We start from the raw sequence: 17,678 nt of genomic DNA on the forward strand, positions 1-17,678 counted from the left end.
ATCTGTGTGGGCCTATTAACCCTATGATCTATGTCAGTATTTTGAGTGTTAGTGGTTAAAATGGCTAAACAGAGTTTAGAACAAGCTGGGAGAAGTATGGAATTTCTAACAACAAACGCGAGGAATGAAGGCTGCGGTATAACTTTTATTTTTGCGCATGGAGCTGGTGCTCCGATGGATTCAGAGTTTATGGAAACGGTTGCTGATTTGTTTGCTCAGCGTGGTGTTAAGGTGATTCGTTTTGAGTTTCCTTACATGCAGGAGCGCAGAGCAACGGGTAAAAAGCGTCCGCCGGATCGGGCTCCTAAACTCTTGGAATGTTTTCGCTCTGTCATTGCTCAGGCTGTAGAGGAAGGTGAGCAGCTATTTATTGGAGGGAAATCAATGGGCGGGCGCATGGCGACGATGCTAGCTTCTGAGATTGATTTGCCTTTGACGGGGTGTGTTTGTTTTGGGTATCCGTATCACGCGCCTGGAAAGCCAGAAAAAGTGCGTAATGAACACTTTGAAGATGCATCCTTTCCTATTTTGATTCTTCAGGGTGAACGTGATGCCTTTGGTACGAGAGAAGAGATTGCTGGCTATCAGGAATTTGACGGGGTTGAACATAAGTGGTTGGTTGATGGAAATCATGACCTTACACCACGTAAGGCTTCCGGTGTGACTCAGGAAGAAAACCTGAAGAATGCAGTGGAGATGGCGGTAGAGTGGATGAAGACACGTGCCTAATAAGGTTAGCTATATAACTAGCTGGGTTGGCTATATAAATAGTAGCGTGAAATGCAAGCTGGTGAATGCGTGAGCTTTAGGCATCTAAAAGCCAGCAAGCTGCCAAATTGAATGGCAGCTCACCGATGGCTGAAAGGGTTGGTTCACTAGGTTAGTTAAATTGATTCAGTAACTGACGCTGGTCATTAGCAAGTTCCATCAGAGACTCACTCATTTCCGAAGACTTCTCCATCGATTTTAGTGTGTCAGAGCTATGGGTCATTACTGTGTTGATCTTTTCCTGAATAATGCCGGTCTGTTGAGATTGTTGCTCTGTAAAGGCCGCGATCTCTTCTGACATCTGTTTGATTTCATCAACAGCAGTTCGAATGTCTTGAAGTGCTTCACCTGCTTCAGTGACTTGTTCGACACCTGTTTCGGTGGTTGTCTTACTGGACTGCATGATGTTGACGGCGTCTGAGGCTTCGGAAATTAGCTGCTCAATAATTTCGTGAATCTGGTTGGTGGATTCCTGCGTTTTCATGGCAAGAGAGCGAACTTCATCCGCAACTACGGCAAACCCCCGACCTTGCTCTCCGGCGCGAGCGGCTTCAATGGCTGCATTCAGTGCCAGTAGATTCGTTTGATCGGCAATGCCTTTAATAACATCCACAAATTTGCTGATTTGATCACAGCGTTGAGCTAGCTGATCAACGGTTTGTTCAGCCTTTTCTACTGAGTTAGATGATTCCTGAATGGTGTTGATGGTTTCCTGAATGATGTAGTTACCTTTATCACTCAGTTGATGGGCTTTTTGGGTAAGCTCTCGCGAGTTTTCCAGCTTTTGGAAAATAGCGTTAATGCCTTCGAGGATATCGGTTGTTTCACCAAGTACGTCGGAAAGCTCGGTTTGCTGTTTTTGAATCTGGGATTGTGTTTGCTGCGTTGAACTGTGACTTTCTTTCACTGCACTGGCTAATTTCGTTGAACTGAGGTTAATACGTTTAACAACAGTTTGAAGCCTGAAGTTCGCAGCTTTCAAGTGAAGGGCTAGCTCATTGGCTTTATGCGGGGCGCCTAAGTACATGTATTGTATGAAGTTGGAGTCTGCATTGTCCGATGCTTCCGGAACAGCCAGCTTTAATTGACGTTTATAAAGCTTTCCTGAAAGCACAGCACCAATAATTGCCAGAGGCGCGCTCAGAGCCCAACCAACAAACTCATGACCGATCAGTGCCACTGCGAATAACAAGAAACAAAGTCCATACTCGATTAATTCAGACAGTTCAGCGTAGAAAGGAACTGGTTTTTTGCCTTCGTTTAGGCGCCTGTAGACCGTTTCTGTGCGTTTGATTTGTTCATCAGACGCTTTTCGTCGAACAGATTCATAGCCTGTTATCTTACCTTTTTCTTTAATGGGGCTAACATAGGCGTCGACCCAGTAGTGATCCCCGGATTTTGCTCTGTTTTTTACAATACCCATCCAGGCTTTACCGGCTTTTAAATGCTGCCATAAATCGGCAAACACGGCTTGAGGAACATCCGGATGGCGTACAAGGTTATGCGCTTGCCCCAGGAGCTCTTCTCTTGAAAAGCCAGCAAGCTCAACAAAGTCTTCGTTTACATCAGTGATCACACCTTTTTCGGTGGTAACAGACACTATTTCATGCCTGTTTTCCACGGGTATGTTCTTATGGGTAACAGGTAAGTTTTTTTTCATAATCGAGTCTCGATAACAGCGTGGGCTATTTCAGATAGCCTCTATCAATAATAGGTTGTTGTAGCCGTAGTTGTAGTTGTGGACGTATTTTTTAGTCACAATTGAATGTGCCTGGGCTGTACTAATGGTATTTATCGGCTATTGAGTGAAAAACTTAAAGGTATGGTTTGGAAGGCAGGGGGTGATTGCCTTCCAGAAGTGGTGTTTATGCGTGTTCCAGAATCGTGATTTTTTCTGGTTCGGATAGCATAGGGTCAATTTTATACATCAATTCAGTGCGTTGGTTGGAGTTATTCCAGTTGTTCCAGTCTTGGATAGAGCGCCACTTGGACAGTGTTAATCTGCGAAGTGGATTGCTGGCATCTTTCATTGATTCACCGGCAAGAAATCCTGGGGCTTGAATGGCTGATTGCAGTATATTTCGAACCGATTCTTCATAAATATCTTCAAGACCGTCCATTATATTTCGTTCAATCAATACTCTAATCACTACGAGATCCTTATGTTTTGTTGCCTGTATAGATAAAGTTTAGCGCTTCCTAACTGGTTTGCTATCCAAGAAAATAGGCCGCTGCTTCGGTTTTAAATAAAACCCAGCAGATTTTCAAGGATTACAGTATCATACCGCCATTTTTAGTATTTAATGTAATTATTTTTGACTCAAAAGTTAGGTTTTGTTGTGACCTCTGCTATAGCAATAAATCTGGTGGCGCGTGAATTGCCGGATCGAACGAACTATCGAAAAACCTCTCCAAATGTTCGCACTGAACATTCAAATGCGCTATTGAGTTTTTCTACTCATTCGCAAGGTCGTTTTTCAGCAACTGGGAAAGGTGTTGGATTATCGACGGGGGATGTGATTTATGTGTCTTTAAAGGGCAGTAAAACACTGAGTCTTCCGTTAACTGTTGATCAAATGTCCTACTTGATTGAGCCTTCGGATCAGTGGCAGGCTGAGCTTTCTGGTGAGGAGTTTGGTTCGTTAAATATTCTCACCTGGCAAGTAAAGTGCGATGTGTGCCAAGAGTCATATCCTTTAGAGTTTGTTAGTCGAGAATATGATGATTCTGATGCCCAGGTCCAACATGCTGAATCTCGGTTGATTGCGTTGGGGTGGCGAAAGTCCGATTCAAAGCATATTTGTCCTGATTGCTCTGAACTATCCTAAGTTTATTGATTTAACCACAGTGCTGAATGCATTAATTTTAGTTATTAAGAAGGTTTTTCCAGATGTCTGAATCTATCATTCCTGATTTCCAGCATGAACTCGATGCCAAAGGTTTGATGTGTCCTGAACCTGTAATGATGTTGCACAAAAAAGTACGTGAGATGGCTTCCGGAGAGGTTTTGAAAGTTGAGGCTACTGATCCTTCGACCACGCGTGATATTCCTCAGTTCTGCAAAATGTTGGATCACACCTTGATTCAAGAAGAGGAAAGTGATGGAACCTATATCTATTTTATTAAGCGCCGTTAAATTACGACGCTAATTAATATCTATTGTGCAGGTGTGGTCGCTTCACTTTGATTTGAGTGAGACGATTTTTTGGTTTTCTTCAGTGTTAATAGTCCGGATACGAAAATCAGTAGACTGCCAATCACTGTTGCCCATCGCAGCGATTCATCCCAAAATACCCAGCCATAAACAGATGCATAGACCAACGAAGCGTAGGTGAATGGCGCTATGCGCCCTGGTAGCGCCAAAGTATAGGCTTTCGTCATCATCAATTGACCTGCGGTCCCCATGGTGCCCATCAAACATAATAAACCAAGTGCGTATAGGCTGGGGGTTTTCCAAGTCCAGAGCAGGGGCACAACTGAAATCAGGGTGCTGAGTAAGGCAAAGTAAAACACAATGCGTGCGCTTGGTTCTGTGCTGCCCATCCTTCTTATAGTGACTTTAGCCAAACTGGCTAGTGCAGCGCCAGCGAGGCCAATTAAGGCGATTAGCGTAAATTCTGAAGCGTCTGGGTCTAAGATTATTGCCACACCAACAAAGCCGACGATGATTGCTATTTTCGACCAGTTAGAGATTCGTTCGCCGAGCCAAATAAAGGCAATAATCGGAATAAATAACGGTGCAGATAGTTTTACTAACATGGCTTCCGCAAACGCTATGTGACCAATGCTGTAAAAGAAGCAATACATGGCGGATACACCGACAGTGGCCCGTAGCAGGTGATAACGGAAGCAGCTTGTTTTGAACAGATTGCTCCCCATCGTCATTAATAGTGGAAGAATGGCCATCAAACCGAAAAGGTTGCGGAAGAAAACGATCATTTCATTGGGTAAATCCAGGGCCAAAATTTTGATAAGTGCGCCCATAGAGGCTAATAAGAATTCTGCGGCGAGTAGAAGGAGAGATGCACGAACGGTGGCCGAGGCTAACATAGAGAGAACAACCGGAAAGAAAAACGCGATTCTATCATATTTCCGCAGTGTTGCTCAGCTTTCAAGGCGTGATGGCGGCGAATCTAGTCGAATAAAATAGTGTCAATGGAATAACCATGATCGATAGTGAGAATTACACCAGATCAATCAAAAGCGATACAACCGTAAGTGCGTTAGGATCTTGGTGTTTAATCCGTTTTGCGATGCCGTGTTGGAAGTAGTATCGAAATTCGGCATGTGTGTTGGCGGCCATTAGTTCATCATCTGAACCTATGATTGGTTGGATGTTAGGGTCATCCACTTTTGGAACCATTGCTTGTAAATCACCATCTTGAGTGAGTTGCCAGCTGATGACGGGTTTAAGGTAGAACCCTTTTTCATTGGTTTTTTTGAATGCGGCATGTGTGCCTAAGTGATCGGGTAATTGCTGGGGGGTAACTTCCAGTTTTGTAGTCTTCGACTTTTCATTATGAGAGGCGCGTGTTTCATAAAACTGGTGGGCCAGCTTCAACTCTTGTTGTTTATGCTTTGGTGGTTTGAAGAAAATCCGATCTTGGGATGCATCAAAATAGCCTTGCCAACTCCCTTCGAGTGAACGGTTGTTTTCTGTCGTGATGGTGTCTTCAAGCCAGGGGATAACCGCGTAGGCTTCACCGTTATCTAAGAGTGCCCAGAAAAGAATCTTAACGGAAAATAGATGCTCGGGGCTGAGGTCTGAGCTATACAAGGCTTCCATGCCATCCAGCTCTGAAGAAATTCGGACAATACGGCTACCCTGTTTAGGGAGTGACTTTTTCATCCCCCTGTAACTATCGAGATTAATGATGTTACTTTCCAGATCAGTCGTCATAAAATGAGAGTAGTCAGGCTGTATGGGAAAGCTTAGACGCAATAGCCCAAAGCTTCGAATTTATTAAGTGATTAACTAAGGTATCGGCAGTAGATTATGAAACATTATTACTTTGCGTACGGTTCGAATATGAACAGAGATCGAATGGCAGTTCGAGGTTTGTCGTTTTCAGATTCGGTCAAAGGAGTGATGAAAGGCTATCGCTTAGCGTTTAATAAAAAGGCTTGGGATCATCCTGCACGTGCCTATGCAAATATTGTATATGACCCGAATTCTCATGTTGAGGGTGTGTTGTATCGCCTTGAAGATGAGCATCAAATTCGGAAGATGGATCCCTTTGAAGGTGCGCCAAGGTTATACAGTCGAGAGATTTTCTCTATCGAAACCGTTCACGGATATATACCATCTTGGGTATATATCGCAAACAAAGCGACTCTTGTGGAAGGTCTGCGACCGGATCGCTGGTATTTGGATCACTTGTTAGCTGGTCGTGAGCATTTATCAGAAGATTACTATCACAAGCTTACAAAGGTGAAAACGAATCCTGGTGAGTAGCAGTATGTCGCCTGGTTTGTATATAAAACAAATACGCCGTTTGTAATAAACCATTAGCACTGAGCCCGGAAATCAGTGCAATCCAGAAGCCTTTTGCTCCCATTGGATCTGGCAGATAGATGATCGTTTCCAAATAGCTTCTGACATCAGATTCCAGTCCAAGAATGTAACCGACTGGAATGGCGATCACCCAGAAGGAAACAAGGGTGAGAATCATCGGAATGGTTGTAAGCTGATATCCCCTAAGTGCACCTGCAGCGGTCACTTGCACTGTATCTGATAATTGGAAAATGGCGGCGAGAATGAGTAGCGAGCTGGCCAGTAGCAACACCTCTTCATTATCGGTATACAGTTTTGGAATTGAATTGCTGTTGAGCATGATCAGTGACATCGATGCAATGCCAAACAGAAAAGCGATGGCAATGCCTGTCCTTGATACCATCTGAGCCATTTGAGGGCTGCCTCGCCCAAGGTGATACCCTGTTCTTACTGTAATTGCTTGGCTCATACCTAACGGAATCATAAACATCATGGAGGATACGTTCAGTGCAATCTGGTGTGACGCAACCTGGATTTTTCCCAGATGAGCGATGACTAATGGAATGTAGGTAAAGACCGATACTTCAGCGAAAATTGCCAGCCCGATAGGGATGCCAACTTTAGCCAATTGAGAGGCGATGGTTTTGAACTCTTTGGGCACTGTCCAGCTGAAATTATTTCGATGCTTGCAGTCGTTAGAGTCGTCTGTGTTAAAAATTTTGTGCGTAAGCTGTTTGTCTTTCTTTTGAATCTGGATAAGCCCGATCAGTGTTAGCCAGAAAATGATGCCACTGGCCATTCCGCAGCCCGCACCGCCCATTGCGGGTATGAGTACCGTTTGGTTGTCCAATGACAGACCGTGGATGAATAAATAATTCAACGGAATGTTAAGAAGAACCCCGATGCCGGTAACCAACAGAATGTGTTTCGTGTTACCGCTGCTTTCCGATAAGCTTTTGTGTACTTGTAATAGTGCTGCGGCAGGTAGTCCTAAAAGAATAAAGAGTAAGTAGTTACTTGCAAGATCAATGGTGCCGGGTGCCGTGTCCAAACGACTGATGGCATATAATGTAACAACGCTGGCGGCATAGAAAACAGACGTGACGAGCAATGCAAACCACCGACCACCACATACCCAATCCAATATGGCCGAGTAGTTTCTCTCACCAAACAACTTGGCCAGTTGTGGAGTGAGTGCCATGATCACGGCAGTCATGGTCAGAAACAACAGGTTCCATCCTGCCGCACCAATAGAAACTGCTGCGAGATCCTGAGCGGACACTTGCCCTGTCATGACGGTATCAATTACGGACATTGAGCAACTAAGACTGAGTGACAGAATAATAGGTAGTGCCAACTCGATGAGGCGCTTGGCTTCAACGAAAATGTCGTTAAATTTAGTCATGGATACAACTTGGGAGAGGTAATAAGGGAAACAATAAGACTTCGACAACGAGGATGGCTATAATACGCCGACCTTATTAGAAAGGACAGTGATTAAGAGTAGGTTTTTTGATGTCAGATGTGAGTGTTCTGGAGTCTCCACTAGACGCTGTAAATAGCGCTGAAGAAAGCATAGGTCATAAAGCGGAAGATATAATTTCGTTGTTTAATCAATGCTTTAAAGGAAGTGAACAGACTGAGTTAATAGGTTTTAATCCAGAGCCTGAATACGTTCCTATGCACATGAGGCAAACCAATTTACATGCTATCTTTTTTACTAAGGATTATTTTGCCAGTGCGCTACATGAAATCAGTCACTGGTGTATTGCTGGAAAAGAAAGACGCCAGCAGTTTGATTATGGTTACTGGTATTGCCCTGATGGCCGCACGCCTGAGCAACAGACATTATTTGAACAGGTGGAAGTGAAACCGCAGGCATTGGAGTGGATTTTAGCTGAAGCAGCAGCATTTCCATTTCGATTAAGCTTTGATAACCTCAACGGCAGCCCGGTGGATGCCAAAGGCTTTGCTGATCGAGTTCATCAGCAGGCCCATAGTTATATAGAAAACGGTATCGGTGAACGACCCATGAAGTTGATTAACACCTTATTGCATGAATATAGAGGTGTTGCTTCGCTGGAGTCTCATTGGTTTAGTCGCTCCAAGTTAGGGTATTTGGAGTAAGTTTGCTGACATAGTTCGTTTAGAAAGAATAAAGCGGGCAGGGTTGGCATCAACATAAGTAGGTGAAGTTGTGCTTAAAGCACTGAAAGCGTGGACAAAACGTTCTGAAGATAAAGCTTCAGGCAAAGATAAATCTTCTTCAAAGAATCAATCTCAGCAGCAAAAAACGAAGAAAACTGGTCAGCAAGAGTCTGGTGGTTCGAGAAAGCCGAGAGGGAATAACTCAAAATCTGGCAACAAGCCACATGGTCAGGCAAACGCCAAATCAAATAAGCGCAGCCATAATAAGGCCAAGCCGAGAGATCAGCACGAACAGAAACATGCTCGTACCTCCAATAAGAGTGATTGGTCGATAGATCAATTTGTTGTCCCGGTAGAAGAGGGCAAGGTTCGTTTTCATGACTTTGAATTGCATTCAGATCTGATGCGAGGCATTTGCGAATCAGGGTTCAATTACTGTACGCCAATTCAGGCGTCTGCAATTCCTATTGCATTGCAGCACAAAGACATTACCGGCAAGGCTCAGACCGGTACCGGTAAGACAGCTGCATTTTTGATCTCAGTTATTCAAAACCTGTTGAACAATCCTTATCAGGGTGAACGCTTTGCGAGTGAACCTCGTGTGTTGGCGTTGGCTCCAACTCGCGAACTTGCTCTTCAGATTGAGAAGGATGCACGTGAACTAACCCGCTATACCGATTTAACGGTGGCTTGTGTGGTTGGTGGAATGGATTACGACAAACAGCGCCAGGTGCTTCGTAATTCAGTTGTCGATATTCTGATTGGGACACCAGGTCGTTTGATCGACTTCATGTTCAAAGAAGATGTGTATCTGGATCAGGTTGAAATATTAATTCTGGATGAAGCGGATCGTATGTTGGATATGGGCTTTATTCCGGATGTCCGGAAAATTGTTCGACAGACACCTCATAAAGAAGATCGTCAGACTCTGTTGTTCAGTGCAACTTATAACGACGACATCATTCGTCTGACAGAACAGTGGACGATGGACCCGGTTCGTATTGAGATTGAACCTGAGCAGGTGACTTCGGATAGAGTAGATCAACGTGTTTACTTACTTGAAGCCTCTCAACGATATGGTCAGTTGAAAAAGATCATTGATGGCGATGATGTAGGGCTTGTGATCGTCTTCCTGAATCGTAGAGATCAAACACGTCGTCTCTATGAGAAGTTGAAAGCCGATAATGTAAAAGTGGCGATTTTGTCTGGTGATGTGCCTCAGAACAAACGTCTTAAAACACTGGAAAACTTTAAGAAAGGCAGTATTAAAGTGCTGGTGGCTACTGACGTTGCTGGTCGAGGTATTCATGTGGATGACATCACGCACGTTGTTAACTACACCTTGCCGGAAGATCCTGAAGATTATGTACACCGTATCGGTCGTACAGGACGTGCCGGGCGCACTGGTCATGCAATCAGTTTTGCCAGTGAAGATGATGCGTTTGTAATTCCTGAGATTGAAGCCTATGTGGGCGATAAATTGAAAATGGAATACATCGAGAATTAATAAACTGAAAATTAAGAAAGGGCGGTTGCGCCCTTTTTTATTGGCTGGTGGCTCTTGAGAAATGAGTGGCTCTCAAGAAGTAGGTTGCGCTCAAGAGGTAGGTTGTACTTAAGAATTTAACTGTACTCGAGAATCCAGTCCAATTGTGTCGGCTCATCACTACGCTCTTTTATGATAAAGCCGTTTTTTTGATTGCGTTTTACGAGTTGATCCAGTTTTTTTACGGCATCGGAATGGCTGGCGACAGGAATATTTTTTACTTTTCCGTTGCTGCTGCCGATGATGCCTGTAGATTGAGTGAATACCCAACCACCAAACAAATCCTGATGGATATGCGCGATAAAATACGAATTGTCTTTATGCCATCGTATCAGCATGGTGGTTTATAATTCCGGATTTACTATAAGGTTATAGGTACTTGGCTCGATTATATCTGAGCAATTTAATTGGCGCGACTACCGATGGTTTGTTGCTGATGAAAAGTGCCTGATATGACCTTGTGAATATAGTTGGAAACATTTTAGTATTGCTTCTTGGCAAGAGTGGCCGGTTTTGCTGAATTCCACTCCTATTTATTAAGGGAATTGCGATTTTTACTTATGAAAATTGTAGCTGATGAAAACATGCCGTTAGTTGAAAGTCTGTTTCAGGAACTTGGTGAAGTTGTTCGCCTTCCTGGGCGATCGATGACAGCGGATGATGTTAAGGATGCAGATATTTTACTGGTTCGATCTGTCACGAAAGTGAATGAGGCGTTGTTGTCAGGGTCGAAAGTAAAGTTTGTTGGAACGGCGACCATAGGAACTGATCATGTTGATCTTGATTGGCTTGCCGCTCAGGGGATTGGTTTTGCGAATGCGCCAGGTTGCAACGCTCACTCTGTAGTGGATTACGTTATCAGTGCATTGATTTGTTTGTGTCAGGATGAAAACAAAGACATAACTGATCTCACTGTTGGTGTTGTTGGGGCTGGTAACGTAGGCAGTCGTTTAGTGCATCGGCTCAGAAAGTTGGGTGTTGAAGTCAAAGCGTATGATCCGTTCCTTGAGGATGACAGCTTACCTTTAACCAGTTTTGAAGAGGTGATTGGATGCGACGTGGTGTCACTGCATGTTCCTCTTACCGAAGATACAGACTATCCGACTTATCATCTCATCGATGAAGATGTGCTTCGTAGGATGAATCGAGATGCGATTCTGATTAATAGTGCGCGTGGTCCTGTGGTTGATAATGCGGCATTAAAGCAACATTTGATTTTATGCACTGAATTTAAAGCAGTTCTTGATGTTTGGGAAACTGAACCTGAAGTGGAACGAGAACTGTTGGATTTGGTTGATCTTGGGACAGCACATATTGCTGGTTATAGTTTGGATGGTAAATATAAAGGAACCTTCCAGATTTATTCACAAATCTGCCATTTCTTGGGATTACCCAACCGTAAGCAATTATCTCAAATGCTGCCAGAACCGGATCTGGTTCAAGTGGGGTTTGCGAAAGGCTCTGTATTTGAAGAGGTGTTTCCTCGTTTGGTACAGGTGGCTTATGACATACGCCGGGATGACAGGGCCCTAAGACGAGCGGTTCTGAGATCTGCCAACATTTCTGAGGCCTTTGATCTGCTTCGTAAGAATTATCCGACCCGAAGAGAGTTTTCCTCATTAAGCGTGAAGATGCGTAGAAATGATTCGGCAAACTCACCCAAATTTGAAGCGGCGGGCTTTAAAGTAAAAGTTAAAAACTGATGAATCAATTAAAGATCGGCCTGCTGATTAACCCATTGGCAGGCTTGGGTGGTAGCGTTGGCCTGAAGGGCAGTGATGGTGTGGCTGATCAGGCCATCTCAATGGGAGCTGTTCCGAAAGCTCAGGAACGTGTTGCTGTGGCGTTGGAAATGTTATTGAAACACAACGCCTTTCTTTCCTTTGTTACTGCGCCTGGACTTATGGGGGAGTCATTACTTTCCTCAATGGGCTTTCAATCAGTTTCTGTTATAGCCCTTGAAGATAAAGACTACTCACACATTGGTGCTACCGATGCATCAGATACCTCTCTTTCTGTTCGACAGTTCCTTGATCACAGTGTCGATTTGATTTTGTTTGCGGGTGGGGATGGTACTGCACGGGATATCTGTTCGGTGGTTGGAGAGAGTATTCCTGTGCTTGGTATTCCAGCCGGAGTGAAAATTCACTCAGCGGTGTATGCTGTTAATCCACAATCTGCCGGTGCTCTGTTACTTCAGATGATTGAAGGCGAGTTGATCGGCGTGCGTTCCGCTGATGTTCGTGATATTGATGAAGAGGCATTCAGAGACGGGCGAGTACAAGCCAGATTGTATGGTGAAATGCTTGTTCCAGAAGAAGGTCGATTTGTTCAAATGATGAAGTGTGGTGGCATTGAAAAGGAAGAGTGGGTTATCACCGATATTGCTGCTGAAATTGTTGAAACAATGGAAGATGATGTCTTGTACATCATAGGCTCAGGCGCAACCACCAAGGCAATTCTAGATGAATTGGGACTGGAAGGCACTTTGTTGGGCGTGGATTTGGTGAGGAATCGTGAGCTGGTTGCGAACGATGTTTCTGAAGCTCAATTAGTTGAATACATTGATCAGGCTGATCAGGCAAAGTTGGTTATATCTGTAATTGGTGGCCAGGGGCATGTGTTTGGTCGGGGGAATCAGCAATTGAGTCCTCAGGTTATTCGTAAGTTAGGAAAAGACCATATTCAGATTATTGCTACCAAGACAAAAATCAAATCTTTGGAAGGTCGACCTATGCTGACTGATACCGGTGATATGGCGCTTGACCGCGAATTGTGTGGTTGGTATCGCATCACAACCGGATATCAGGATGAAATTGTATATCCGGTTTCTGATGGTGTGACGTCTTATTCTGTCTGTCCCTAGTGAGCTCTACCTCTTCTCGGTTTTCTAGAAACGACTCGTTGTAGAGTCGTTCAATCATCGCTATCAAATTCTGCTTGTTCTTAGGCGTTCAATGATTCCCGTTCTGACATTAATCATTTCCTGATAGGCGCTGATGATTCGACAGTAAGCATCGTAGGCTTCTCCCATGCCTTCATCATGACTGCTTGGTAAATTGCGGATTGCATTCATGGCTTTGGTGAAATGTTTGATTTCAACCTCAAGCGCGCTGATGATCCGTGCTCTTTGTTCATCATCTTGAGAAGAACAATCTTGTATGAATTGTAGTTGTACAGACATGGCTTTCCCCTAGGCTCCTTTTCTCATCTCAATATAGATTTTAAAAAGCGAAAGGAACTAACGAGCAACGTGTTATTTGTTGTAAGTGGAAAGCTCATTCATTAGTGTGAATTTGGTTGTTTCTTATACAAAAAAGCCCCGAAACTTCGGGGCTTATTCTTACGCACAAATAGGAACAGTGCTTAGTATCTTTCACGAAGTGCTTTAATTCGCTCTTCTAGAGGAGGGTGGCTAGCGAACATCGCTTGTAAGCCACTTCTCATGCCTTGGTTGATGCCAAAGGCGACTAAACTGTCAGGCATTTGGTTTGGTACTTCAGTTTCTGCGCGTAAGTGCTCTAGTGCCGCTACCATGCCTGCCGGGCTGGCGAGTTTAGCACCTGCTTCATCGGCACGGTATTCTCTGCGACGAGAGAACCACATAACAATGATTTGAGCCAGGAAGGCTAAAATGATTTCTGCAACAAAGGTTGCGATAAAGAAACCTAGCCCGTGACCTTCTTCATTTTTCAAAATTACGCGATCAACGGTATGACCAATGACGCGGGCAAAGAACATCACGAAGGTATTCACTACGCCTTGAATCAGTGCCAACGTAACCATGTCGCCATTGGCAACGTGACCGATTTCGTGACCAAGAATGGCTTTGACTTCTTCTTTGCTGTATCGCTGCAGTAGACCTGCACTAACGGCAACAAGCGCGTTGTTTTTATTCCAGCCTGTAGCAAATGCGTTTGCCTGTTGGGCAGGGAAAACGCCAACTTCTGGCATACCGATACCGGCTTTCTCAGAAAGCTCTTTTACTGTCTCAAGTAACCAGTGCTCGTCTGCATTTCTTGCTTGTGAAATGATTTGTGTGCCGGTTGTCTTTTTAGCCATCCATTTTGAAATAAACAGAGAGACCAATGCGCCACTAAACCCAAAGACTGCACAGAAAATTAGTAGGCTTTGAAGGTTTAGGCCGCCTCTGGCATCCAGATAGGAACCGACACCCAATAGATTCAAAGTAATACTTGCCACAATGATTACGGCAAGGTTGGTTAGTAAGAATAAACCGATTCTAAGCATTATTTCTCCTCAAAACGCTTCTGGTATTCATTACGGGAAATCTTATCTAGTACTATCAGTATGGGCGATAAATTAAGTTTCAAGATTTCCAGAGATTATTATGATGAAATATGACACTTAATACGTCATAAAGTTTGAGTATCTGTGTGTTTGTTTGCTGACTACGGTCTCTAGGGATCTATATCTCAGTGCTTGAAGCTAAGTTGCTCAGCAGGCGTTGGGCAAGTTGATTGACTTCGTTAGACGTGCCTTTAGTGATGGCTTCATGCAGTTGTGCGGCTAATGTAGCAAAGCGTGGAAAATCACCACTCTCGTTTGCGTAGGGTTTACCGCATAGATGGGTAAAGCTGGTGTGAGTCAATGTTGCCAGTTCAATGGCTTCTTGGCCGATGCTTCCTGCATGTCTGATGTATCCTTCTTCCGTTAGCCAGACAATGGCTGCGAAGCAGGACTGAAAGCGATCGCTGTACAGTCCTATTTCATCGGTTTCTTCATATCCGCAGAGATCGCCAACATAGACAGATACTTTTCGAGGAAAACTGCGATAAAGCCTTAAGAGCACAATAGCGCAATCTCGATAAAAGTCCTCAATGTGTAATTCGTCCATGCTTTCTCTCTACTGCTCAAACCGTATTATTTGTTGAATTTGTATTATTGACTGTAGCGGCTAAAGAATCGCTCAAGTCTGGTGGTTGCCTGCATTAAGTCTTCCTTATGAGGAAGAAATACAATTCGGAAGTGATCCGGGTGAGGCCAGTTGAATGCTGTGCCTTGTACTATCAGAATCTTTTCTTGTCGAAGTAAATCTAATGCAAACTGTTCATCGTCCTGAATGTTGAAGCGTTTATCCATCTTTGCGAAGAGGTACAAAGCACCTTCAGGTTTGGTACAGCTAATCCCAGGGATTTGATTCAGTGCTTCATAGCAAAGATCTCTTTGCTCTAATAAGCGACCGCCCGGAAGAATCAATTCATTAATGCTTTGATAACCACCCAGGGCAGTTTGAATGCCAAACATACTTGGGACATTCGCACATAGCCGCATCGAAGATAGGATCTCAAGACCTTCAATGTAATCTTTTGCATGATGCTTTGGTCCGGAAATGACCATCCAGCCAGAACGGAACCCAGCAGCCCGGTAAGCCTTGGATAAACCATTGAAAGAGATGGTGAGAACATCTTCCGACAGTGACGCTAAAGGCGTATGAGTTGCGCCATCATAAAGAATTCGGTCATAGATCTCGTCAGCAAAAACGATCAGGTTATGTTGGCGCGCTAATTCAAGAATCTCTAAAAGAACACTATCAGGGTAAACTGCACCGGTTGGATTGTTTGGATTGATGACAACAATACCACGGGTACGATCAGTAATTTTTCGCTTGATGTCTTCAATATCAGGCATCCAGTTACTTTGTTCGTCACAAATGTAATGCACGGCTGTACCGCCAGCGAGACTGGTTGCGGCAGTCCATAATGGGTAATCCGGGGCAGGGATTAGTAATTCGTCACCATTATTAAGTAGGGCTTGAGTGGATACGGTAATGAGTTCACTGACACCGTTGCCGATGTAAATGTCATCAATTTCCACACCTTTGACATTGCGATTCTGACAATCGTGCATGATGGCCTTTCTGGCTGCGAATAAGCCTTTAGAATCACAGTACCCCTGTGCGTTCGACAGGTTTCGAATCATGTCCTGGATAATTTCGTCTGGCGCATCAAAACCAAATGGGGCAGGATTTCCGATATTTAGTTTTAGGACTTTATGACCTTCATCTTCAAGACGACGTGCTTCACGTAGTACTGGACCACGGATGTCATAACAAACATTTAAAAGCTTATTTGATTTATTGATCGTGTGCATAGACAGTGACTCGGAAATACCCTTAACTTAGTGAGAGTTTGCAATGATACCTGTGCGTCATGAAAGCTGTAAATGTACACTTATTAAAAAATAAAGGAGGACAGTATGAAAATTGAGAAGACGGAAGCTCAGTGGCGAGAGTTATTGTCCGAGCAGGAGTTTCATGTTTGTAGGGAAAAGGGGACAGAACGGGCTTTTACCGGTGAATATTACAATGAGAAGCGTTCTGGTCTTTATTATTGTGTCTGCTGTAACAAGCCTCTGTTCAGTTCAATGGCGAAGTATGATTCAGGGTCTGGTTGGCCGAGTTACTTTCAAGCGGTTGACAGTGCAGCTGTAGAGGAACATCGAGATACAACTCACGGTATGGAACGTGTAGAAATTACGTGCAGTGATTGTGGGTCTCACCTTGGTCATGTGTTTACTGATGGGCCTTTACCTACGGGGCTTAGGTATTGTGTGAACAGTGTTTCTCTTCACTTTGAGCCTGACTTAAAGGATGGTGAGTAAGTTCGCTTGGTGATAAAAGGCCTCATTAGTATATCTGAGGCTTTCTAGTGGATTGTATGATTGGTTGTAAATTGGTCAAAATAAATATATTGTGCACAATATTATTTGGCAATATCTAATTTGGAGCAGATTATGAGTGTTTATCAATTTACGGCTAATACGTTAACGGGTGAAGAAGTCAGTTTGGAGAAATACCAAGGGAAGGTTCTTCTGATTGTTAATACGGCTTCCAAGTGCGGCTTAACGCCTCAGTATGAAGGGTTGGAGGCTTTGTATAAGGAAATGGAGGGGAAAGGTGTTGAGATCCTTGGTTTTCCGTGTAATCAGTTTGGGAATCAAGAACCGGGTAGCAGCGAAGAGATTGCTTCTTTCTGTTTGAAAAACTACGGCGTTTCTTTTCCAATGTTTGAAAAAGTAGATGTAAACGGTTCCGATGCACATCCTTTATATAAATATTTAAAGAGCAATGCGAAAGGTTTGTTGGGTAGTGAAACTATCAAGTGGAATTTTACCAAGTTCCTGATTAACAAAGACGGTGAGGTCGTATCCCGCTATGCGCCGACAACGCCGCCAGAAAAAATTAAGGCAGATATTGAGAAAATGCTTTAATTCAGTGAGCAGATATAGATTGATGAGGGTGTGATGTGAGTTATCCTGAGCAGTTAAAATTGGATAATCAATTGTGTTTTTTGTTGTACAGTGCATCGCGCTCTATGACGCGTCGATATCGTCCTTTATTGGATGAGCTTGAGCTGACATACCCTCAGTACCTTGTGATGATGGTGCTGTGGGAGAATCAGGGAAAGACTAGTTCAATCGGTGATATCGGTGAGTTGCTCATGTTGGACACAGGAACACTGACTCCGTTATTGAAGAGACTTGAGCAAAACGGGTTGTTGAATCGTCAGCGCGGTAAGGACGATGAACGAAGGGTTGATGTTCTGCTGACAGAGAAGGGGGCTGCTCTGCGTGCGAAGGCGGAGCAGGTCCCATTGAAACTTCAGTGCGATTTGAATGTGTCAGAAGAGGATCTTCAATTAAGAGATCAGCTAATGACACTGCTCAAAGAGTTGAATCTGAAGTTATTGGGGTAGTTGG

Annotated in this window: 21 protein-coding genes; 11 read left to right on the plus strand and 10 right to left on the minus strand. The window is 43.9% G+C overall.

The features are described from left to right. Positions 1-96: 96 nt before the first annotated feature. On the plus strand, positions 97-729 hold the full coding sequence (locus QQL66_RS02855; protein WP_284378539.1) for an alpha/beta family hydrolase: 633 nt from the start codon (positions 97-99) through the stop codon (positions 727-729). A 151-nt stretch (positions 730-880) separates the two neighbouring features. Here the strand turns inward: QQL66_RS02855 and QQL66_RS02860 are convergent, their stop codons facing one another. Both QQL66_RS02860 and QQL66_RS02865 read right to left on the minus strand, forming a co-directional pair. After that, positions 881-2,428, minus strand: coding sequence for a methyl-accepting chemotaxis protein (locus tag QQL66_RS02860; protein ID WP_284378542.1), 1,548 nt, complete (start codon positions 2,426-2,428; stop codon positions 881-883). 205 nt (positions 2,429-2,633) lie between these two features. Beyond that, the gene (locus QQL66_RS02865; protein ID WP_284378547.1) at positions 2,634-2,918 is read right to left on the minus strand and encodes an antibiotic biosynthesis monooxygenase family protein; all 285 of its coding nucleotides are present in this window, start codon (positions 2,916-2,918) and stop codon (positions 2,634-2,636) included. Between the two features lie 189 nt (positions 2,919-3,107). On the opposite strand from QQL66_RS02865, the gene QQL66_RS02870 reads away from it, so the two are divergent. Both QQL66_RS02870 and tusA read left to right on the plus strand, forming a co-directional pair. Beyond that, positions 3,108-3,596 carry a hypothetical protein gene (locus QQL66_RS02870; protein ID WP_284378549.1) on the plus strand — a complete coding sequence of 163 codons (489 nt, stop codon included), beginning with the start codon at positions 3,108-3,110 and terminating at the stop codon, positions 3,594-3,596. A 62-nt stretch (positions 3,597-3,658) separates the two neighbouring features. Next, positions 3,659-3,904: a sulfurtransferase TusA gene (gene tusA, locus QQL66_RS02875; protein WP_284378551.1), complete on the plus strand. Its 246-nt coding sequence runs from the start codon at positions 3,659-3,661 to the stop codon at positions 3,902-3,904. Positions 3,905-3,924: 20 nt separating this feature from the next. Here the strand turns inward: tusA and QQL66_RS02880 are convergent, their stop codons facing one another. Then, positions 3,925-4,818, minus strand: a complete 894-nt coding sequence (locus QQL66_RS02880; RefSeq protein WP_284378553.1) for a DMT family transporter — start codon at positions 4,816-4,818, stop codon at positions 3,925-3,927. A gap of 133 nt (positions 4,819-4,951) precedes the next feature. Next, complete coding sequence (locus QQL66_RS02885; RefSeq protein WP_284378555.1) at positions 4,952-5,617, minus strand: hypothetical protein; 666 nt, start codon at positions 5,615-5,617, stop codon at positions 4,952-4,954. 147 nt (positions 5,618-5,764) lie between these two features. Between QQL66_RS02885 and QQL66_RS02890 the strand changes: the two genes are divergently transcribed. After that, positions 5,765-6,223: a gamma-glutamylcyclotransferase family protein gene (locus QQL66_RS02890; RefSeq protein WP_284378558.1), complete on the plus strand. Its 459-nt coding sequence runs from the start codon at positions 5,765-5,767 to the stop codon at positions 6,221-6,223. Here QQL66_RS02890 and QQL66_RS02895 read toward each other — a convergent pair. Next, positions 6,192-7,667, minus strand: coding sequence for an MATE family efflux transporter (locus tag QQL66_RS02895; RefSeq protein ID WP_284378561.1), 1,476 nt, complete (start codon positions 7,665-7,667; stop codon positions 6,192-6,194). The two genes, QQL66_RS02890 and QQL66_RS02895, sit on opposite strands and share 32 nt — an antisense overlap. Positions 7,668-7,777: 110 nt before the next feature. On the opposite strand from QQL66_RS02895, the gene QQL66_RS02900 reads away from it, so the two are divergent. Together QQL66_RS02900 and rhlB are read left to right on the plus strand one after the other, a co-directional pair. Further along, positions 7,778-8,389 (plus strand): elongation factor P hydroxylase, encoded by a 612-nt coding sequence (locus QQL66_RS02900; RefSeq protein ID WP_284378563.1) that lies wholly within the window; start codon positions 7,778-7,780, stop codon positions 8,387-8,389. Between the two features lie 70 nt (positions 8,390-8,459). Further along, on the plus strand, positions 8,460-9,917 hold the full coding sequence (gene rhlB, locus QQL66_RS02905) for an ATP-dependent RNA helicase RhlB (protein WP_284378566.1): 1,458 nt from the start codon (positions 8,460-8,462) through the stop codon (positions 9,915-9,917). A gap of 116 nt (positions 9,918-10,033) precedes the next feature. Here rhlB and QQL66_RS02910 read toward each other — a convergent pair whose 3' ends face one another. Then, positions 10,034-10,294, minus strand: coding sequence for a WGR domain-containing protein (locus QQL66_RS02910; protein ID WP_284378569.1), 261 nt, complete (start codon positions 10,292-10,294; stop codon positions 10,034-10,036). A 222-nt stretch (positions 10,295-10,516) separates the two neighbouring features. Here QQL66_RS02910 and pdxB point away from each other — a divergent pair, with 222 nt between their 5' ends. Next, complete coding sequence (pdxB, locus tag QQL66_RS02915) at positions 10,517-11,659, plus strand: 4-phosphoerythronate dehydrogenase PdxB (RefSeq protein WP_284378572.1); 1,143 nt, start codon at positions 10,517-10,519, stop codon at positions 11,657-11,659. After that, entirely contained in the window at positions 11,659-12,822 is a 1,164-nt protein-coding gene (locus QQL66_RS02920) for an ATP-NAD kinase family protein (protein ID WP_284378575.1), read from the plus strand. The genes pdxB and QQL66_RS02920 overlap by 1 nt, the downstream gene beginning before the upstream one ends. A 63-nt stretch (positions 12,823-12,885) precedes the next feature. On the opposite strand, the gene QQL66_RS02925 is transcribed toward QQL66_RS02920, so the two are convergent. From QQL66_RS02925 to QQL66_RS02940, 4 genes are all read right to left on the minus strand, one after another. Next, positions 12,886-13,140, minus strand: a complete 255-nt coding sequence (locus tag QQL66_RS02925; RefSeq protein WP_284378577.1) for a hypothetical protein — start codon at positions 13,138-13,140, stop codon at positions 12,886-12,888. Positions 13,141-13,322: 182 nt separating this feature from the next. Further along, on the minus strand, positions 13,323-14,207 hold the full coding sequence (gene htpX / locus QQL66_RS02930) for a protease HtpX (RefSeq protein WP_284378580.1): 885 nt from the start codon (positions 14,205-14,207) through the stop codon (positions 13,323-13,325). A gap of 178 nt (positions 14,208-14,385) precedes the next feature. Continuing rightward, positions 14,386-14,814 carry a hypothetical protein gene (locus QQL66_RS02935; protein ID WP_284378582.1) on the minus strand — a complete coding sequence of 143 codons (429 nt, stop codon included), beginning with the start codon at positions 14,812-14,814 and terminating at the stop codon, positions 14,386-14,388. A 44-nt stretch (positions 14,815-14,858) separates the two neighbouring features. Continuing rightward, positions 14,859-16,070, minus strand: a complete 1,212-nt coding sequence (locus QQL66_RS02940) for a pyridoxal phosphate-dependent aminotransferase (protein ID WP_284378585.1) — start codon at positions 16,068-16,070, stop codon at positions 14,859-14,861. A gap of 105 nt (positions 16,071-16,175) precedes the next feature. On the opposite strand from QQL66_RS02940, the gene msrB reads away from it, so the two are divergent. The 3 genes from msrB to QQL66_RS02955 all read left to right on the plus strand — a co-directional run bounded on the left by msrB (position 16,176) and on the right by QQL66_RS02955 (position 17,674). Further along, entirely contained in the window at positions 16,176-16,580 is a 405-nt protein-coding gene (gene msrB / locus QQL66_RS02945; RefSeq protein ID WP_284378588.1) for a peptide-methionine (R)-S-oxide reductase MsrB, read from the plus strand. 132 nt (positions 16,581-16,712) lie between these two features. Continuing rightward, positions 16,713-17,189: a glutathione peroxidase gene (locus QQL66_RS02950; RefSeq protein ID WP_284378590.1), complete on the plus strand. Its 477-nt coding sequence runs from the start codon at positions 16,713-16,715 to the stop codon at positions 17,187-17,189. Positions 17,190-17,224: 35 nt separating this feature from the next. Continuing rightward, positions 17,225-17,674 carry a MarR family winged helix-turn-helix transcriptional regulator gene (locus tag QQL66_RS02955; protein ID WP_284378592.1) on the plus strand — a complete coding sequence of 150 codons (450 nt, stop codon included), beginning with the start codon at positions 17,225-17,227 and terminating at the stop codon, positions 17,672-17,674. Positions 17,675-17,678: the final 4 nt, after the last annotated feature.

It is taken from the genome of Litoribrevibacter albus, from assembly GCF_030159995.1.
GTDB lineage: Bacteria > Pseudomonadota > Gammaproteobacteria > Pseudomonadales > Litoribrevibacteraceae > Litoribrevibacter > Litoribrevibacter albus.